The 18,650-nt window shown below is 73.1% G+C and carries 11 protein-coding genes; 4 read left to right on the forward strand and 7 right to left on the reverse strand.

Annotated elements, in window-relative coordinates; genetic code table 11:
• The first annotated feature begins 33 nt into the window (after positions 1–33).
• The 4 genes from N5875_RS12765 to N5875_RS12780 all read left to right on the forward strand — a co-directional run bounded on the left by N5875_RS12765 (position 34) and on the right by N5875_RS12780 (position 6,741).
• On the forward strand, positions 34–705 hold the full coding sequence (locus N5875_RS12765; protein ID WP_318209192.1) for a spermidine synthase: 672 nt from the start codon (positions 34–36) through the stop codon (positions 703–705).
• A 71-nt stretch (positions 706–776) separates the two neighbouring features.
• Positions 777–1,514: a response regulator transcription factor gene (locus tag N5875_RS12770; protein WP_030207163.1), complete on the forward strand. Its 738-nt coding sequence runs from the start codon at positions 777–779 to the stop codon at positions 1,512–1,514.
• 50 nt (positions 1,515–1,564) lie between these two features.
• On the forward strand, positions 1,565–2,635 hold the full coding sequence (locus N5875_RS12775) for a HAMP domain-containing sensor histidine kinase (protein ID WP_338493700.1): 1,071 nt from the start codon (positions 1,565–1,567) through the stop codon (positions 2,633–2,635).
• A 290-nt stretch (positions 2,636–2,925) separates the two neighbouring features.
• Entirely contained in the window at positions 2,926–6,741 is a 3,816-nt protein-coding gene (locus tag N5875_RS12780) for a multifunctional oxoglutarate decarboxylase/oxoglutarate dehydrogenase thiamine pyrophosphate-binding subunit/dihydrolipoyllysine-residue succinyltransferase subunit (protein WP_338493703.1), read from the forward strand.
• A gap of 78 nt (positions 6,742–6,819) precedes the next feature.
• On the opposite strand, the gene fxsT is transcribed toward N5875_RS12780, so the two are convergent.
• The 7 genes from fxsT to N5875_RS12815 form a co-directional block, all read right to left on the reverse strand.
• Positions 6,820–9,843, reverse strand: coding sequence for an FxSxx-COOH system tetratricopeptide repeat protein (gene fxsT / locus N5875_RS12785; protein ID WP_318209189.1), 3,024 nt, complete (start codon positions 9,841–9,843; stop codon positions 6,820–6,822).
• 58 nt (positions 9,844–9,901) lie between these two features.
• On the reverse strand, positions 9,902–10,546 hold the full coding sequence (locus tag N5875_RS12790) for an HEXXH motif-containing putative peptide modification protein (RefSeq protein ID WP_318209241.1): 645 nt from the start codon (positions 10,544–10,546) through the stop codon (positions 9,902–9,904).
• 822 nt (positions 10,547–11,368) lie between these two features.
• The gene (locus N5875_RS12795) at positions 11,369–11,566 is read right to left on the reverse strand and encodes a hypothetical protein (protein ID WP_318209188.1); all 198 of its coding nucleotides are present in this window, start codon (positions 11,564–11,566) and stop codon (positions 11,369–11,371) included.
• Positions 11,567–11,680: 114 nt separating this feature from the next.
• Positions 11,681–14,956, reverse strand: a complete 3,276-nt coding sequence (locus N5875_RS12800) for an SAV_2336 N-terminal domain-related protein (RefSeq protein ID WP_338493705.1) — start codon at positions 14,954–14,956, stop codon at positions 11,681–11,683.
• Between the two features lie 7 nt (positions 14,957–14,963).
• On the reverse strand, positions 14,964–15,980 hold the full coding sequence (locus N5875_RS12805) for a MoxR family ATPase (protein ID WP_318209186.1): 1,017 nt from the start codon (positions 15,978–15,980) through the stop codon (positions 14,964–14,966).
• Positions 15,981–16,101: 121 nt separating this feature from the next.
• Positions 16,102–18,150 carry a trypsin-like peptidase domain-containing protein gene (locus N5875_RS12810; protein WP_338493707.1) on the reverse strand — a complete coding sequence of 683 codons (2,049 nt, stop codon included), beginning with the start codon at positions 18,148–18,150 and terminating at the stop codon, positions 16,102–16,104.
• Positions 18,147–18,599, reverse strand: a complete 453-nt coding sequence (locus N5875_RS12815) for a CU044_2847 family protein (protein ID WP_318209184.1) — start codon at positions 18,597–18,599, stop codon at positions 18,147–18,149. The genes N5875_RS12810 and N5875_RS12815 overlap by 4 nt, the downstream gene beginning before the upstream one ends.
• Between the last annotated feature and the right edge of the window lie 51 nt (positions 18,600–18,650).

The following is an 18,650-nucleotide window of genomic DNA, read 5'->3' on the forward strand; positions in this document are numbered from 1 at the left end:
CCCACTGCCGAGCCGAGAGCGGAGCGACCGACCATGCCAGGAACCGTCACCCTCGACCGTCGCGAAGGACCGTACGGAGAGGTCGTGCTCCGCCGTCGCGAGGAGCACTACGAGATCATCGCCAACGGGACCTTCCTGATGGACACCTCCGACGGGCGCTCCGAGCGGCTCCTGATCGACGCGGCGCAGGCCGCGCTCCCCGAGCGGTCCCGCGCCGGCGCGTCCGTCCTCGTCGGAGGTCTCGGCGTCGGTTTCTCGCTCGCCCACGCCGCCGCCGACCCCCGCTGGGGCCGGATCACGGTCGTCGAGCGGGAGGAGGCGATCATCGACTGGCACCGCCAGGGGCCCCTCGCCTCGATCTCCGGGGGCGCGCTCGCCGATTCCCGGACCGTGATCCTGCACACGGACCTGGTGGACCACCTCAGCACCTCCACGGACACCTACGACGCCCTCTGTCTGGACATCGACAACGGGCCCGACTGGACGGTCACCGAGGACAACGAATCCCTGTACGCAGCCGAGGGATTGGCGGCCTGCGCGGCCCGTCTGAACCCCGGCGGAGTGCTCGCCGTGTGGTCCGCCCGACCCTCCGCCGATTTCGAAGGGTCCTTGCGGAATGCCGGATTCAGCGGGGTACGGACGGAAGAGATCCCCGTTGCCCGGGGCGTCCCCGACGTGGTTCACCTCGGCGTCCGCCCCGAGTAAGTCCTGGATAGCCGGGACGCCGCCGCTACCTCTAGGCTGCTGAGCCGACATCGGCGACGCGAGGCGGGGCAATGGAGCAGACACACACCACTCACCACGGTGCGGCGGCCACTCCGGGTGCCCAGCGCCGGGTGCTCGTGGTCGAGGACGACGCCACGATCGTGGAGGCGATCTCCGCTCGGCTGCGCGCCGAGGGCTTTCTCGTCCAGACCGCGACCGACGGCCCCGCGGCCGTCGACGCGGCCGAGGCATGGCAGCCGGACCTGATGGTCCTCGACGTGATGCTGCCCGGATTCGACGGCCTGGAGGTGTGCCGCCGGGTCCAGGCCCAGCGCCCCGTCCCGGTCCTCATGCTGACCGCCCGCGACGACGAGACCGACATGCTGGTCGGCCTCGGCGTGGGCGCGGACGACTACATGACCAAGCCGTTCTCGATGCGGGAGCTGGCCGCCCGGGTGCACGTGCTGCTCCGCCGGGTGGAGCGGGCCGCGCTGGCGGCCGTGACCCCGCGCAGCGGCATCCTGCGCCTCGGCGAGCTGGAGATCGACCACGCGCAGCGCCGGGTCCGGGTGCGGTCCGAGGACGTGCACCTGACCCCGACCGAGTTCGACCTGCTGGTCTGCCTGGCGAGCACGCCGCGGGCGGTCCTCTCCCGCGAGCAGCTGCTCGCCGAGGTGTGGGACTGGGCGGACGCCTCGGGCACCCGGACCGTGGACAGCCACATCAAGGCGCTGCGCCGGAAGATCGGGGCCGAGCGGATCCGCACGGTCCATGGCGTCGGTTACGCGCTGGAGACCCCGGCGCTGTGAGCCGGCGGAGGCCCGGGGGGCCGCGGGAGCAGCGGGGACCGGACGGCGGGGTGCGCCGGCCGCGCCGGATCGTGATCTCGATCAAGACCAAGCTGGGCGCGCTGGTCGTCGGGGCGGTCCTGCTGACCTCGGGCCTGGCCCTGGTGGCGATCCGCACGTCCACCGAGTTCCGGTACATCACGATCTTCGCGATGATCGCGACCCTGCTGATCACCCAGTTCGTGGCGCAGTCCCTGACGGCGCCGCTGGACGAGATGACCACGGTGGCCGGGACGATCTCGCGCGGCGACTTCACCCGGCGGGTGCGGGGCGCGGACCGGCGCGACGAGCTGGGCGACCTGGCGTCGACGATCAACCGCATGGCGGACGATCTGGAGGCGGTGGACCGGCACCGCAAGGAGCTGGTCGCCAATGTGTCGCACGAGCTGCGGACCCCGATCGCCGCGCTCAGGGCCGTACTCGAGAACGTCGTGGACGGGGTGTCCGAGGCGGATCCGGAGACGATGCGGTCGGCGCTGAAGCAGACCGAGCGGCTGGGCCGGCTGGTGGAGACACTGCTCGACCTGTCACGTCTTGACAACGGTGTCGTGGCGCTGCGGGCGAGCCGCTTCGAGGTCTGGCCGTATTTGTCCGGGGTTCTACGCGAAGCGAACCTGGCCGCCTCGCAGCGCGGCCTCTCGTCCACCTCGGGCCTGCACAACCGCACGGATGTGCATCTACATCTGGACGTGTCGCCGCCCGAGCTGGTGGCGCACGCGGACGCGGAGCGGCTGCACCAGGTGATGGCGAACCTGATCGACAACGCGGTGAAGCACTCGCCGCCGCACGGCCGCGTCACGGTCCGGGCCCGGCGCGGCCCGTACCGGGACTCCCTGGAGCTGGAGGTCGAGGACGAGGGCCCCGGCATCCCGGAGTCGGAGCGGCACAAGGTCTTCGAGCGGTTCAACCGGGGCACGGCGCCGCTCCGGCAGGGCCCCGGGAGCGACGGCGGCACGGGGCTGGGCCTCGCGATCGCCCGCTGGGCGGTGGATCTGCACGGCGGCGGGATCGGGGTGGCCGAATCATCACGCGGCTGCCGCATCAGGGTCACTCTTCCGGGCAGCCTCCCTCCGAGAGATTGACGTAGGGTTCGAACCGGAAGGGCTCGTTCTGCGTGTACGTGAGGGAGACCTCCGCGCATGTGAGCGGGAGCTGGTCAGAGGTGCGGCCGAAGACGGCCGTGCCTGCGCTTTTCCGTACCCTCACACATGCGGAACCACGCTTGTTTCCCGCCATTCACGGCACCGAAACACCTCGTCAAGTGTGACTTGCGCGACGTTGGCGCTCCCTGCCTGCACCTCTCGGCCGGACAGGCGTAGCCTTTATTTCCGCTGTCCATCACCTTGTGAAGCGGAAGAGGGCGGTTGCCGCCGTGTCGTCTCAGTCCCCCAGTACCCCGAGCTCCCCGACCGACCAGGACGGGCAGGGCAAGAGCCCCGCAGCCGCCTTCGGTGCCAATGAGTGGCTCGTCGACGAGATCTACCAGCAGTACCTCCAGGACCCGAATTCGGTCGATCGTGCCTGGTGGGACTTCTTCGCCGACTACAAGCCCGGAGCGTCGGAGTCCCCGACCGCCCCGGCTTCCACCACGCCGAGCGCCCCTGCGGTGCCGCAGGCGGGCCCCGCACAGGCCGCGCCTGCCGCTCCTGCGGCCGTTCCGGCTCCCGCGCCCGCTCCGGTCGCGGCTCCGGCTCCGGCGCCCGCCGCGGCGCCCGTGAAGCCCGCAGCGGCCCCTGCCGCTCCGGCCGCCGCGAAGCCCGCCGCCGCGCCCGCCCCGGCCAAGGCTCCGGTCGCCGCCAAGCCGGCCGCCGAGGCCCCCGCCGGCCCCGAGCTGATCACGCTGCGCGGCCCCGCCGCCGCGGTCGCGAAGAACATGAACGCCTCCCTGGAGGTGCCGACGGCCACGTCCGTCCGCGCCGTCCCGGTGAAGCTGCTCTTCGACAACCGGATCGTGATCAACAACCACCTGAAGCGCGCCCGGGGCGGGAAGATCTCCTTCACGCACCTGATCGGCTACGCGATGGTGCAGGCGATCAAGGCCATGCCGTCGATGAACTACTCCTTCGCGGAGAAGGACGGCAAGCCGACCCTGGTCAAGCCGGAGCACGTGAACTTCGGTCTCGCGATCGACCTGGTGAAGCCCAACGGCGACCGCCAGCTCGTCGTCGCGGGCATCAAGAAGGCCGAGACGCTCAACTTCTTCGAGTTCTGGCAGGCGTACGAGGACATCGTCAAGCGGGCCCGCGTCGGCAAGCTGACGATGGAGGACTTCACCGGCGTCACGGTCTCCCTGACCAACCCCGGCGGCCTCGGCACCGTCCACTCCGTCCCGCGTCTGATGCCCGGACAGTCGGTCATCATGGGCGTCGGCTCGATGGACTACCCGGCCGAGTTCCAGGGCACCTCCCAGGACACCCTGAACAAGCTGGGCATCTCGAAGGTCATGACCCTGACCTCGACGTACGACCACCGCGTCATCCAGGGCGCCGCCTCCGGCGAGTTCCTGCGCGTCGTCGCCAACTTCCTCCTCGGCGAGGAGGGCTTCTACGACGACATCTTCAAGGCCCTGCGCATCCCCTACGAGCCGGTCCGCTGGCTCAAGGACATCGACGCCTCGCACGACGACGACGTCACCAAGGCCGCGCGCGTCTTCGAGCTCATCCACTCCTACCGGGTCCGCGGCCACGTCATGGCCGACACCGACCCGCTGGAGTACAAGCAGCGCAAGCACCCCGACCTGGACATCACCGAGCACGGCCTCACCCTGTGGGACCTGGAGCGGGAGTTCGCGGTCGGTGGCTTCGCCGGCAAGTCGATGATGAAGCTCCGCGACATCCTCGGCGTGCTCCGCGACTCGTACTGCCGCACCACCGGCGTCGAGTTCATGCACATCCAGGACCCGAAGCAGCGCAAGTGGATCCAGGACCGCGTCGAGCGCCCGCACTCCCGCGTGGAGCGCGAGGAGCAGCTGCGGATCCTGCGCCGGCTGAACGCCGCGGAGGCCTTCGAGACCTTCCTGCAGACGAAGTACGTCGGCCAGAAGCGCTTCTCCCTGGAGGGCGGCGAGTCCGTCATCCCGCTGCTCGACGCGGTCATCGACTCGGCCGCCGAGTCGCGCCTCGACGAGGTCGTCATCGGCATGGCCCACCGCGGCCGCCTGAACGTCCTGGCGAACATCGTCGGCAAGTCGTACGCGCAGATCTTCCGCGAGTTCGAGGGCAACCTCGACCCGAAGTCGATGCACGGCTCCGGCGACGTCAAGTACCACCTGGGCGCCGAGGGCACCTTCACCGGTCTCGACGGCGAGCAGATCAAGGTCTCCCTCGCCGCGAACCCCTCGCACCTGGAGGCGGTCGACCCGGTCCTGGAAGGCATCGTCCGCGCCAAGCAGGACGTCATCAACAAGGGCGGCACGGACTTCACGGTCCTGCCCGTCGCCCTGCACGGTGACGCGGCCTTCGCCGGCCAGGGTGTCGTCGCCGAGACGCTGAACATGTCGCAGCTGCGCGGCTACCGCACCGGCGGCACGGTCCACATCGTCATCAACAACCAGGTCGGCTTCACCGCCGCCCCGGAGTCCTCGCGTTCCTCGATGTACGCGACCGACGTGGCCCGCATGATCGAGGCGCCGATCTTCCACGTGAACGGCGACGACCCGGAGGCCGTGGTCCGCGTCGCGCGGCTCGCCTTCGAGTTCCGCCAGACGTTCAACAAGGACGTCGTGATCGACCTCATCTGCTACCGCCGCCGCGGTCACAACGAGGGCGACAACCCCTCGTTCACCAACCCGCAGATGTACAACCTGATCGACAAGAAGCGTTCGGTGCGCAAGCTGTACACCGAGTCGCTCATCGGTCGCGGCGACATCACCCTCGAAGAGGCGGAGCAGTCGCTCCAGGACTTCCAGGGCCAGCTGGAGAAGGTGTTCGCGGAGGTCCGCGAGGCCACCACCGCCCCGGCCCCGGCGCACGTCCCGGACGCCCGCGCCGAGTTCCCGGTCGGCGTCACCACCGCGGTCTCCACCGAGGTCGTGAAGCGGATCGCCGAGTCGCAGGTCACCGTCCCCGAGCGGATCACGGTCCACCCGCGTCTGCTGCCGCAGATGCAGCGCCGCGCCGCCTCCGTCGAGGACGGCACGATCGACTGGGGCATGGGCGAGACCCTCGCCATCGGCTCGCTGCTCATGGAGGGCACCCCGGTCCGGCTGTCCGGCCAGGACTCCCGCCGCGGCACCTTCGGCCAGCGTCACGCGGTCCTGGTGGACCAGGAGACCGGCGAGGACTACACCCCGCTGCTCTACCTGACCGAGGACCAGGCCCACTACAACGTCTACGACTCGCTGCTCAGCGAGTACGCGGCGATGGGCTTCGAGTACGGCTACTCGCTGGAGCGCCCGGACGCCCTGGTCATCTGGGAGGCCCAGTTCGGTGACTTCGTCAACGGCGCGCAGACCGTCGTCGACGAGTTCATCTCCTCGGCCGAGCAGAAGTGGGGCCAGACCTCCGGCGTCACGCTGCTCCTGCCGCACGGCTACGAGGGCCAGGGCCCGGACCACTCGTCCGCGCGCCCGGAGCGCTTCCTCCAGATGTGCGCCCAGGACAACATGACGGTCGCCATGCCGACGCTGCCGTCGAACTACTTCCACCTCCTGCGCTGGCAGGTCCACAACCCGCACCACAAGCCGCTCATCGTCTTCACCCCGAAGTCGATGCTGCGTCTGAAGGCCGCGGCGTCCAAGGCGGAGGAGTTCACCACCGGCGGCTTCCGCCCGGTGATCGGCGACACGACCGTGAACGCGGCCGACGTCCGCAAGGTCGTCTTCTGCGCCGGCAAGGTCTACTACGACCTGGAGGCCGAGCGTCAGAAGCGCGGTGACACGGAGACCGCGATCATCCGTCTGGAGCGTCTGTACCCGCTGCCGGGTGCCGAGCTCCAGGCCGAGATCGCCAAGTACCCGAACGCCGCGAAGTACATCTGGGCGCAGGAGGAGCCGGCGAACCAGGGTGCGTGGCCGTTCATCGCGCTCAACCTGATCGACCACCTGGACCTGGCGGTCGGCGCGGACATCCCGGCGGGCGAGCGCCTGCGCCGGATCTCGCGTCCGCACTCCTCGTCCCCGGCGGTCGGCTCGGCCAAGCGCCACCAGGCCGAGCAGCAGCAGCTGGTCAACGAGGTCTTCGACGCCTGACCCGTCGCTCCGTACGTGTACGGAAGGAGGCCCGGCACCCCACCAGGGGTGCCGGGCCTCCGGCGTGTCCGGGGTCGGTCAGAGGTTGGCCTCGAAGTCCCAGTACGGACGGTTGCGCTGCCGGGCCGAGAGGGTGTGCGGGTGCTGGGCGCCGAGCGTCCTGGTGAGGGTGAGCAGGGCGTCCTCCTCCAGCTTTGCGGCCTCTTCGGTCTCGCGCAGTCCGCGCAGGTCGGTGGCGAGCGAGACCTGGCAGGAGAGGGTCAGCGGGTGCTCGGAGCCCATGACGTGCCGGGCCCGGCGCAGGGTGTCCCGGCTGAGTTCCGCGGCGTCGGACACGCGCCCGTTGAAGTTGCGGGCGGCCGTGGCGTTGAGGGCGCAGCCGAGGACCCAGGGGTGGTCGGGTCCGAGGGCGGCGGTGAGTCCGGCGAGCGCCGCCTCCAGCATGGTCATGGCCTCGGTGCGCTCGCCCGCGGACTGCATCACGAGGGCGGTGTTGGCGAGGACGCCGGTGGAGACGGGGTGGGCGGGGCCGAGCAGGGCGCGGTAGCCGGCCTCGGCCTCGTTGATGAGTTCGCGGGCCCGGTCGAGGTCGCCGTGCTCGCGCAGGTAGTTGGCGTAGTTGGTGACCGCGGAGAGCGTGAGGTAGTGGCCGCGTCCCTGGGCCTGTTCGAGGTGGTCGAGGACGCCGGCCATGACGGCGCCGATGTCGTCCTTGAAGCCGCCTTCGCGGCGCCGGCAGAGGGCGAGCTGGCTGCGTGCGTAGAGGGTCTGCTGGTGCTGGGCGCCGAGGATCTTCACATGGAGGCGGACGTTCGCCTCCTGGCGGCCGAGCGCCTCGCGGTAGCGGCCGAGCAGCCGGAGATCCTGGGCGACCGCGTTGTTGGAGTTGAGGGTGGAGGGGTGGTGGGGGCGCAGGATGTTCTCGCAGCGGGAGAGGGTGTCGGCGTCCTGCTCGTGCGCCTCCTGGTAGCGGCCGAGCATCCGCAGGACGACGCCGACGTTGTGACGGGCGGCGAGGGTGAGCTGCTGGGTCTCGCCGAGGAGGCTCTGCGCCTCGGCGAGGACCTCGCGCTGGAGGCGTTCGGATTCCTTGTACTGGCCGAGGAAGCGCAGGTCTCGGGCGATGCAGATCTTGGACTTGAGGTTGCCGAGCTCGTCGGGGTGGTCGGCCGTGGCGAGCAGGGTGCGGCGGGCGAGGTCGAGTTCGTATGCCTCTCGGAAGCCGCCGCTGCGGCGCAGGATGTCGCCTTCCACGGTGGTGAGTTCCTGCATCTGCGGGGAGAGCGGGTCCATGAAGCCGGTCCAGTTGCCGCGGATGCGACCGGCGAGGCGGGTGCCCGCCTTGTACTCGCCGCTGCGGTCGCAGTAGCGCAGGCAGTTGAGGACGGTGGTCTGGATCCTCGGGTCGGTGCTGCGCAGTGCCCCGGAGGGCTCCAGGTGGGGCAGGAGCTCGGAGTAGCGGGGCCAGTTCCGGCTGTCCGTCGGGTTCCCCGGGTCGGCCTCGGCGAGCAGCGTCCGGACAGCCTTGCGGTGGGCGTCGCGGTGCTCGCCGTCGGTGAGCCGGGAGACGATGTCGTGCACCAGCCGGTGCATGTGGATCGACTCCTGCTGCGGTACGGCCTCGTCGCTGGTGACGGGGCCGCGGGTCTCCCGGGTGAGCACCGAGTAGTTGACGAGGGTGTCGAGGGCCCGGGTCCAGGCGGGCAGGTCGGTGGCCATCCACCGCAGGTCCTCGGGGAGGGAGGCCTGCGGGTGGGCACGGACGATGCCGAGGGGGATGCGGCCGGGGGCGAAGGAGGCGCAGAGGCTGAGGATGTCGATGGCCTGCGGCTGGGCGCGTCGGAGCCGGTTGATCAGTATCGACCAGGAGGTGAGCGAGGTGTTCGGCATGCCGTCGCCGGTGCTCGGCTCGTCGACGGTGGAGAGCCGTCCCTCACGGACCATGCGCAGGTACTCGGAGGCCTCCATGCCGGACTCGCCGAGCCAGGCGGCGGCCTGGACGAGGGGCAGGGGTACGTCTCCGAACTCGGCGGCGACCTCGTCGGCCTCGACGGCGGTGATGTGCGGGGCCCGGCGCATGAGGTAGCCGGTGGACTCCGCGCGGTCGAAGTTGCGGACCGGGAGCACGTCGGTGTGTTCACGCCAGCCGTGGTTGCGGGAGGTGATGAGGACGTGTCCGGGTCCCTGCGGGACCGTGACGTCGACGTCCCTGATGTCGTCCCAGCCGTCGAAGACGACGAGCCAGCGGCTGTGCGGGTCGCCGCGGCGGAGGGCTTCGCGGACGGCGCGGATGCGTTCGCCCGGCTCGCTGCCGGTGGGCAGTTCGAGGGCGACGGCGAGTTCGCCGAGGCGGTCGCGCTGGATGTTCCGGTCGTCGGAGCTGACCCACCAGATGACGTCGTAGTCGGAGCTGAAGCGGTGGGCGTACTCGGCGGCGATCTGGGTCTTGCCGATGCCGGACATGCCGAGGAGGGTGTACGCGGCGTTGCCGCGCTCGGCGTCCATGAGCCGTTCCTGGAGCTCGGTGAGGAGGTCGTCCCGGCCGGTGAAGCGGGGGTTGCGGCGGGGTACCTCGCCCCAGATGTCCGGCGGGGTCTCGGGGTAGCGGACGAGGGCGCCGGGCGCGATCCGGCGGGCCGGGGAACGGCGTGGTTCGATGTCGAGCCTGCTGAGGAGCCGGGCCTCCGCCTCCTCTTCGCCGACGCCCCAGAGGCTGACCGGTTCGAGGACGGCCGTGGAGGGGAGGAGGGTGCGGTTGGTGAGGTTGACGGCGGCGAAGCGGTCGGCCTGGCTCGCGACGAAGCCGCGCAGGACGTCGTTCCACTCGCCGGCCGGCCGGGGGCCCAGTTCGAAGAACCAGTCGTCGAGGACGAGGAGGACCCTGCCGCGGGCGAGGAGCAGATCGCCGAGGGAGTCCTCCAGGGGGACCTCGCGGGGCGGGTCCCAGCGTTGCAGGGTGGCGCGGACACCGTGGGTGTCGAGGCGCTGGTTGATCCAGGCCGCCCACGGTCGGTGGTAGCCGGGAAAGACGACAAGGACGTGCTCGGGAGCCGCTCTGCCACCGTGGTCCGCCGAAGCGCCGCCCGACCGCTGTTCCGCCATGTGTGCATCTCCCGTCCCGCTCACGCGCCACGCAGTGTCATGTGCCGTGGGCACAGTGTTACGCAAGGGCTCGCCGGCCGGAGCTGAGGCTCGCAAGGTGCCTCCTCATTTGCCGGGCGAACTCCCTTCCCTCATTGGTCAGTTCATCGGATTCAAGCAGTATCGCAAGGGCTTCGACCACCTGATCGTGGACCTGCTCGAACCGTTGTGCGGACCGCACGCGCCACTGCTCGGGCACACCGGAGGCACGACCGACCCGCGCCGCCCGGTGCCACAGGTCGGCGAGCGCGAGGTGGGCGTAGACCCCCTGGAGGACGCCGGCGACCGGGCGGGCGTCCGTGCGCCAGCCGACCCGGTAGGTGGGGGCCGCCCGGTCCGGCGGGTGGAGGCGGTGGAGCGGGACCAGCTCGTGGAGCGTGGCGAGCTTGCTGTGGTGCAGTTCGTGGACCAGGGTCTCGGCCATGTCCGCGGCACCGGCGGAGGGCGTCATGAGGACCGCTCCGGGGGCGGCGCTCAGCGTGGCTCCGATGGCACGCGCCCCGCGCGGGACGAGGGGCACGACGGCGTCCACCGAGCGGCCCACCTCGACGGCCCGCTCCCGGTCGGTCCCGCGCAGCAGACGGCGGGCGGCGGTCCAGCGGGCGGCCCAGCAGGCGTGGTCGGTGTCGGTGTGGTCGGCCGCGGCCCGAGCCGGGATGCCCATGTCCGGCGGCAGCCGGTAGGGGTCGAGGTCCTCGAGTCGGGTGGCGCCGCCGGGCAGGGCGCGCAGCCCGCGCCAGCCGGGGCCGCTGCCCGTCAGGGTCGTCGCGGGGCCGTTCGCGCGTCGGCGGAGCACGGCGCGGGAGCCCGTACCGTCCCCGCCCCCGATCCGTACCGCGCGGGAGCGGGCGTCGATCCGGAGCCGGCGCGCGCCGCCCGCCTCGACCCGGCCGACGCCGGGGAGCGGGAGCACTCCGCCGGGGACCTCGACGACCAGGTCCACCGACAGCCCGGCGCGCAGGGCCGCGGTGACGGCGAGGAGTTCGAGATGGGCGAGGTGGCGGTCGAGGCCGGCCCCGAGCGGCTCGGTGAGCGCGGCGGCGAGCCAGGCACCGGTGGTCGGGTAGTCCAGGACGACGCGCACGACGTCCGGGCGGGCGCGCTCGGCCCGTTCCAGCAGGAGCCAGCCCGCCTCGAAGCGGCGCAGGACCGCGGGCGCCACCGTCTCGCGGTGACGCTGGACCCGCACCAGGAGGGTCTTGAGCAGGAGCAGCCGACGGGCGTGCAGCCCGGCGCGCAGAAAGGACGCCCCGGCCGGTCCGGGGCGGGTGGTGGCGAGACCTGCGAGCACCGCCGGGTCCGGCGGGGCGGTGATCACCCCCGGCTCCTGGCGCGGGTCCGGGCCCGGGTCCGGGCGCGGGTCCGGCCGCAGGGTGGACCGGACGGCGCGGACCGGCCCGAGGCGCCGAGGGGTGACCGGCCGCCGGGCGTCGATACGGCCGAAAACGATCGCCCTGTACGGGCGTCCCGCAGGTGCACCCGGCGGTCAGCCGATGAACTCGTCCTCTTTCCAGGACTCGACGAGATCCGAGGGGCGGAGCAGCACTCTCTCCACCGCGGCCCCGAGAGCGGCATCGTCCGTGACCCGCAGGGTCCGCAGGTCGACGGCCGCGAGATCGGACAGTTGCGGAGACCAGACGGCATCCCGGCCGACACCGGTCGCCCACCCCGTGTGCTCGAACACTCTCGGCTCCTCCTCACCGACGCTGTCCCCCACGGTCGTAGCGGTGCGGCGGTTCTTCCCGACGCCAGGAGACCGGAAACCCATTCGATTCAACTGCCCCCATGTGCGCCCCCGTTATCCAGCCGTCCAGGACCACCACGGGGGCATGACACGGCGGCGCTCCTCGGACGTGAGCGGCACCCCTTCCCTCGCCCTGGCGCTCTCCACCCCCGCGAGCAGCGCCCGGGTCCGCTCCACGTCGTCCCAGTCGACCTCCACCAGCTCCCCCGTGAGGCGACGCCACTGCGCCGTCGCCGCGAGCAGCACCGTTCGGGCCCGCGCCGGTCGGCCCATCAGGACGAGCACCGCCCCCTGGGCGTGCAGCGCGCGGGCGCCGGTGACCGTGCCCGGGTCGTCACCGTGGGCGGCACGGGAGTCCTCCCCGGCGTTGCGGTACGCGGCGAGGGCGTCGCCGATCACACCGTCCCGCGCGGTTTCGGCCAACTCCAGACGGACCCGGCCCAGTTGCAGCCACACCTCGGCGCGGGCGCCGGGGTCGTGGGTGCCCCGGAGGGCCTGTTCGAGCACATGGCGGCTCTCGAAGAGATCGGGCAGGAACCCGGCGCGGTGGAAGCGGAGGGCGAGGACGCTGCCGATCAGGGTCCGCGCCCGCGCGCGCTCGGGCGCTCCGGCGGGCAGGCGCGTGAGGGCCTCGCGCAGCACGCCCTCGGCCCGGTCGACCGGCGTCGTGCCCGTACCCGCCGCGGCGCGCCGCAGCAGCGAGCCGCCCCAGGTGAGCAGCAGCGGGCCGCGCTGCTCGCTGTCGGCGGGGGCGAGCAGGGTGGCCTCCTCGTACGCCGCGTCGGCGGCCGCCCCGTCGCCCTCCGTGTCGTACAGCCGGGCGCGTGCGGTGGTGAAGCGCAGCCGCAGGGCGCGCGCGTCGCCGAGGAGGGGTTCGGCGCGGTCGAGCACGGGGCCGATGCGGCCCGGTTCGGCCTCGGCGAGGTGGAGGGCGTCGGCGAGGTCGAGGAGGGCGGCGGCGCTCTCGTGCAGGGTGAGGGCGGCGGTGAGTTCGGCGGCCGCCGCCTCGCCGTCACCGCGCGCGAGGAGCAGCCGGCCGCGTCGCAGATGGAGGGTGTGGCGGGCGGATTCCGGCCAGCGGTCGGCGTCCTCGGCTAGGGCGGTGAGGGCCGCGTCGAGATGGCCGGTCTCGTCGGTGTCCCGCCACAACGCGTGGTGGACGACGGCGAGTTCGAGGCGGGCCTCGGCCCATGCCTCGCCGCCGGCGTCGGCGAGCTCCCCGGCCCGTACGAGCGTGTCGGCGGCCGCTCCGAGGAGCGCGGGGCGGCGGCCGGTGCGGCGGGCGGAGGCGGTGCCGGCCTCGGCGTACAGGGCGCGGGCGAGGACGATCCGGGCCTCGACCGGTTCCGCCGGGAGCGCCGCCTCGGCGCGCTCGCGTGCCCCGGCGAGCAGGGCCGGGTCGGACTGGGCGCGGCCCTGCGCGAGGAGCCGGCGGGCCTCGGTGAGCGGGTCGGGGGTGACGAGGTCGGGGTGGTAGAAGCGGAGCACGCGCGCGGGGATACGGGCGAAGAGCTCGGTCTCGGGGCCGTCGGGTCCCAGGGGCTCGTCGGTCGCCTCGGTCTCCTCGGGGAGGTCGGTGGCCCGACCGTGGCTCCGGCGGGCCCCGGAGCCGGCACCGGGACCGGGGCCGGGACCCGTTCCGGTGTCGGCCTCGGTGTCGGCGCCCGCGAGGCGCGCGGCGGCGAGCGCCGGGAAGTTGCGCATGCCCTGGCCGAAATTGCGCTCCACATAGGCGGAGCAGTGCTTGAGGACGAGGGCGGCGGCGCTGGGGTCGAGCGAGCCGAGGAAGTGCTGCTGGATGCCGGGCGGATAGCTGAAGCAGGGGTACGGGGTGGGCCCGGGCAGTCGTCGCAGCAGCCCGCTGAGCAGGACCTCGGCAAGCTCCATGGGCCCGGTGTCGGGCAGCATGGCGCGCTGCACGAGCTGCATCACGGGCAGGGTCAGCGGGGCCGCCGCGAGGTGGACGGCGAGCCGGAGCGCGCCGGGTGAGGCCGCGGCCCGGAAGGCGCGGAGGAGGTCGTCGTCGCTCCGTACGGTGCGGGAGGTCCTTGGCGCGCGCGGCTCCACGGCTTCGGGGGCGAGCCAGGCGGCCCAGCCGCGTACGGCGTTGCCGCCGTGCCCGGTGTGGAGCCGGGTCCAGGAGGCGAAGGCCTCGGGGGTCGGGGTGAGCACGGGGACGGCCCTGCGGCCGGGGAGCCCGGGTCCCCAGGGCTCGTCGTCCGAGCGGAACGCGGTGTGGCCGCCGGGGGTGGCGGAGCGCTGGAAGGTGCCGGGTTCGGCGGGGAGCGCGGTGCGGGGCCAGAGGCGCGGCGGCAGCGGCTGGACGAGGGCGAGCGGGGAGTTGCGGGGCCACTGGCGCAGGAAGCGCTGGGCGGCGCCGCGCTGCCAGAGGGGTCCGACGCAGTCGCTGACGACCAGGGTGAGACGGCGGCCGGTGGGGTCGTGGAGCTGGTCGACGGGGCGCAGCCGGGGGCGGCCGTCGGCACCGGAGGTGGTGGTGACCAGCGGGGGGCCTTCGCCGGTGTCGTACAGGCGGTGCACCTGGACGTCGCGGAAGGCGCCGGACTGCTGGCAGGCCTGCCGGAGTTCCTCGACCATCCGGCTCCAGACGACCATGGCGGGGCCGGTGTCCATGAGGAGCTGGATGTCGGGGCGCCGGCCGGTCGCCGGGCGCATCACGGGGGTGAGGATGCCGGCGGCGGCGCTGCGTTCGGCGGTGGCCTCCTCGTCGAGGACGCCCTCGCCGGGGCGGTGGGGTGCGCGGGCGTAGGCGCGCAGCGGGCGGAGGGCCTTCTGGAGTCCTAAGAGCCCGGGCAGGGCGTTGGCGCCGGGGGCGCGGACGGGCAGGGTCGCGCCCCGGTCCGTACGCCGGTCTCCGCCGCCGGTGACCCCGGGGGCGTGGGGGGCTCCGGTGGCTCCTGTGCCGCCGGTGACTCCGTCGGCCGCTCCGGCCGCTCCGTCTGCTCCCGTGACTCCCGGGGCCGCTCCTGTGGCTCCGGTGGCTCCCGTGGCCATGTGGAGGGAGACGGATTCGCGCGGCCCGCCGTGCCCGTCCGCCGCTCCCCCGTCCCCGTCCCTACCCCCGCCCGCGGCACCGGCTTCACCGCGGCCCGGGTCCTGTCCGTCGGCGGAGCCGTCCCCGGCCGTCTCCCGCCGAGGATCGGTCGGCGCCCCCTCCGAGCCCTCCGACCCTTCCGGCGCCTCCTGGTCCGGGGAGCGGCCGGGGAGCCATTGGGACAGCCAGAGGGCGTCCGCGACGTCCTCGGCGGTGGGGTCCTGGCCACCGGCCCGCAGTCTGCGGGTGAGTTCCTCCAGATGCATCCGGTGCATCCGATCGTCACCTCGGCTGATCGAGCGGTTGCATGAGCATGTCGGCGATGCGTTCCCTGGTGACCCGTTCGGCGCGGGAGGCGTGCTGGGTCAGATAGAGCGCGTTGAGGAGCTGGTCGGTGGCGATGACCTCGCCGGGCTCGCGGTTGAGGAAGCGCTGGACGAGGCCCTGCTCCCCGTCGCCCGCGGTGGCCTCGCCGCCGAGGTGGGCCTCGATCATGGCGTGGAGCTGTTCCTCGCCGGGCGCTTCCAGCTCCAGGCGGATGCAGCGGCGCAACAGGGCGGCGGGGAAGTCCCGTTCGCCGTTGGAGGTGAGCACGATGAACGGGAAGGTGGTGCAGCGGACCCGGCCGCCGAGCACCGCCACCTTGCGGCCGTCGTCGCTGAGCACCTCGACGACGGGCTCCCGGTCGGCGAGCCGCTCCAGCTCGGGAATGGCGAACTCGCCCTCCTCCAAGGCGTTCAGGAGGTCGTTGGGCAGGTCCAGGTCGCTCTTGTCGAGTTCGTCGATGAGCAGCACCCGGGGCTGTTCGGAGGGGAGCAGCGCGGTACCGAGCGGGCCGAGCCGGATGTACGAGCCGATGCCGGCCGGGGCCGCGGCGGCGGAGCCGGGCGATCCGGCCTGGGCGCGCTCCAGCTGGACGTCCTGGAGCCGGCCGATGGCGTCGTACCGGTAGAGCCCGTCCTGGAGGGTGGTCCGGCTGACGATCGGCCACCGGAGCACGCGCCCGAGGCGCAGTTCGTGGGCGACGGCGTGGGCGAGGGTGGACTTGCCGGTGCCGGGGTTGCCGGTGACGAGGAGCGGACGCCGCAGGTACAGCGCGGCGTTGACGGCGTCGGTCTCGGCGGGCCTGGGGTGGTGGTTCTGGACGAGTCGGCGCTTGACGCCGAGCCGCCGGTCGGAGCCCGCCAGGGTGTCGTCGGCGCTGCCCGTGGAGAAGTCGCGCCAGGGCGGCGGGGCGGGCAACCGCTGTATCTCGTCGTGCGGAAGACCGGCACCACGGTAGATCCGCCAATCGTTCACGATGGACTCCTCCTGGCTGTGGTGTCGATGCCGGGTCCGTCGACGGTACCGCCCGGGAGCGGGGCCTGCCGATGGCTTAATCGGACGGATCTCGGGGCCGTCGTCCCGGTGGGCACTCCGGTCACTGCTCCCCCTCCGCGAGCAGGGGCGGGGGCTCCAGGCGACCGCCGTGCGGAGGCCGGTCGGGCGGGTCCAGGAGCAGGGCGAGGTTCTCGGCCCACGCGTACGCGGCCAGCGCCTCTGGGCCCGCCGCCCGGTCCGTCGCGCGCGTGCGCAGGGATCTGACGGGTCCTCGGACGTCCCAGGCGGTGGGGGTGGCGGAGAGCAGCCGGGCGGCCCGCTCGTGGAACTCCGCGCAGTCGCCGTGGTCGTGGACGCCGGTCCGCCAGAGGGCGAGCGGATGCCCGGCGGCGAGCGCCGCGTGCAGCGCCATGAACCCGTCTCCGCCGCCCACTCGGCCGCAGTACACGGGCACGGTGCCGCCCTCGGCCTCCCGGAGCCGGTCGTACGTCTCCGCCCAGGTCTCCCGGCGTACGCGCGCGGAGTGGGCGTCCTGGCCCGCGCCGGGCACCTCCGCGCGCAGCGGGGCGGCGCGGAGCGGCCCGCGCTCCGCCGCCTCCCAGCGCTCGCGCCATTCGGGAGCAGGTTCCCGGTCGTAGCGGCGGCGGTCGCGGATGACGACGAACCTGCGCTGGCCGAGCGTGGTCGCCCAGGCGTCCTCGGGGCCGCCCTGGGGCGGTTCGAGCCGCCAGGTGTCGAGGGGTTCGTCGAAGAGCTGGGGCGGCAGCACCGCCTCCACGGCGGCCAGGTGCCGTCCGCTGTCGCCGCGCCGCAGGGCGTCCGCGAGCGGCTCGCGCAGGGTCTCCCTGAGCTGGGCCCGCTCGACGCCCCGCTCGTCGAAGTGGAGCGGGCTGACCGTGTGCCCGTCGAGGAGGAGCTTGACCCGCCACGGGTAGCGGAGGTCGTAGATCGGCGGGTCGATCTCCAGGAGGACGTCGGCACGCGCGCGGGGTTCGCGTACGGAGAGGGGCGCCGGCCGGCCGGGACTGACGAGCCGGTCGATCTCGCGCCGGAGGTGCCGGTCGGCGTCGCCCGACTCGTCGACGATCCAGTAGGTGAGGTCCGCGGTGTCCACCCGCTCGCCGTACCGCCCGCGCACGTGCCGGGCGACATGGGCGGCGTACAGGAGCACCGCGTCCAGTTCGAGGTCGCGGACGCCGTCCCTGCGGGGCGCCCGCAGTCCGCGCAGGAGTCCGGCGCCCTCGCTCCAGGTGCGCGGGTCGTCCTCCAGGGCGTCGGGCAGTTCGTCGTCCCTGATCCAGGCCTTGACCTGGTCGACGAGGTCCATGATCTCGCCGGGCGCGGTGGGCGCGGGCAGCTCGGCGAAGTGTCCGTACAGCTGGGTGCGCAGTCCCGGGCTGACGCCGGAGGAGCCGGTGAGGCGGCCCTGGGTGCGGGTCCAGTCGGGCCGGTCGTCCAGGGAGCGGTAGCGGGCGAGGTGGTACCGGTCGTGGGCGCGGAGCGCCTCGCCCATCGCCTCGCCGCCGGGGAGGTCGTGCAGCCTGCGCAGCGCGGTGACGGGGACCACGGCTCCGCCGTCGCGGCCGCGTCCCTTGTTGAGGCCGACGACGGCGCCCTGCTGGTGGTCGACGACGGGCCCGCCGGAGCAGCCTTCGACGGGCATGACCCAGTCGGTGATGAGCGCCTTGCCGTCCGTGCCGATCAGGGTGCCGTGGACGTGCCGGATGCCGAGCTCGCCGGTCTCCCGGGACCAGCCGTGCAGTCCGACGGCGGTCGGCGGGACGGGCGGGCGCTCGCCGAGGCGCACACAGGACGCCTTCTGCGCGGCGGGCACGCGGATCAGCGCGATGTCGGGGAAGGCCCACCGGTCCGGCGGGTCGTCGGGCCGGTCGGGGCGCGGCAGGGCGAGCACGACGGTGCCGGTGGTCTCCCGGGAGGTCTTGCCGTCCTCCCAGGTGATGCCGACGGCGGGCTCGCTCCTCCACACCGCGCTTCCTCCCTCGGCCACGACATGGGCGCAGGTCAGCACCCAGCCGGGGGCGATGAAGAAGCCGGTGCCCCAGTACCGGTCGCCGTGCGGGTCATACCCGCAGTCGGGAGCGGCGATGCGTACGAGTGCGGGGCGCACGAGAGCGTCGAAGGCGCTCATGCGGGCTCATCGGCCGCCGGGTCCGGTGCGGAGGGGTCGGGTGCGGGCGGCCGGGGTGCGGGAACGGCCGCGGGGTCCGCGACGGAGTCCGGCGCGGCGCCGGCCGCGGGCTCGGCGGAACGGCCCGGTTCGGTCCAGGTCAGCGAGACGTTCACGGAGGCCTTGCCCGAGCCGTCCGCGAGGACTCCGATCACCTTGCCGGACTGCGCCGACAGTTCGATGCCGAAGCTGACGGCGACCTCCACGGACCCCTGCGGGTCGAGCCCGGCCCGCAGCGAGCCGACCACCCCGCGCACCACGTCCGTGAGCCCGCCGGCCATCGAGACCACCCGGTCCTTGACGCCGGTGTCCTGGAAGCCACCGCCCCTGCCGAGTTCCTGCACGTCACTGACCCGGGCCCACACGGGCGTGCCGTCGTCCAGCCGAATACGCGCGATCCCGTGCGTCACAGCGCCCCCGCTCCCCGAAACGATGATGGGGAAGGCTAGTCGGTGGGGCTG

Source organism: Streptomyces sp. SJL17-4 (assembly GCF_036826855.1).
In the GTDB taxonomy this organism is placed as follows: domain Bacteria; phylum Actinomycetota; class Actinomycetes; order Streptomycetales; family Streptomycetaceae; genus Streptomyces.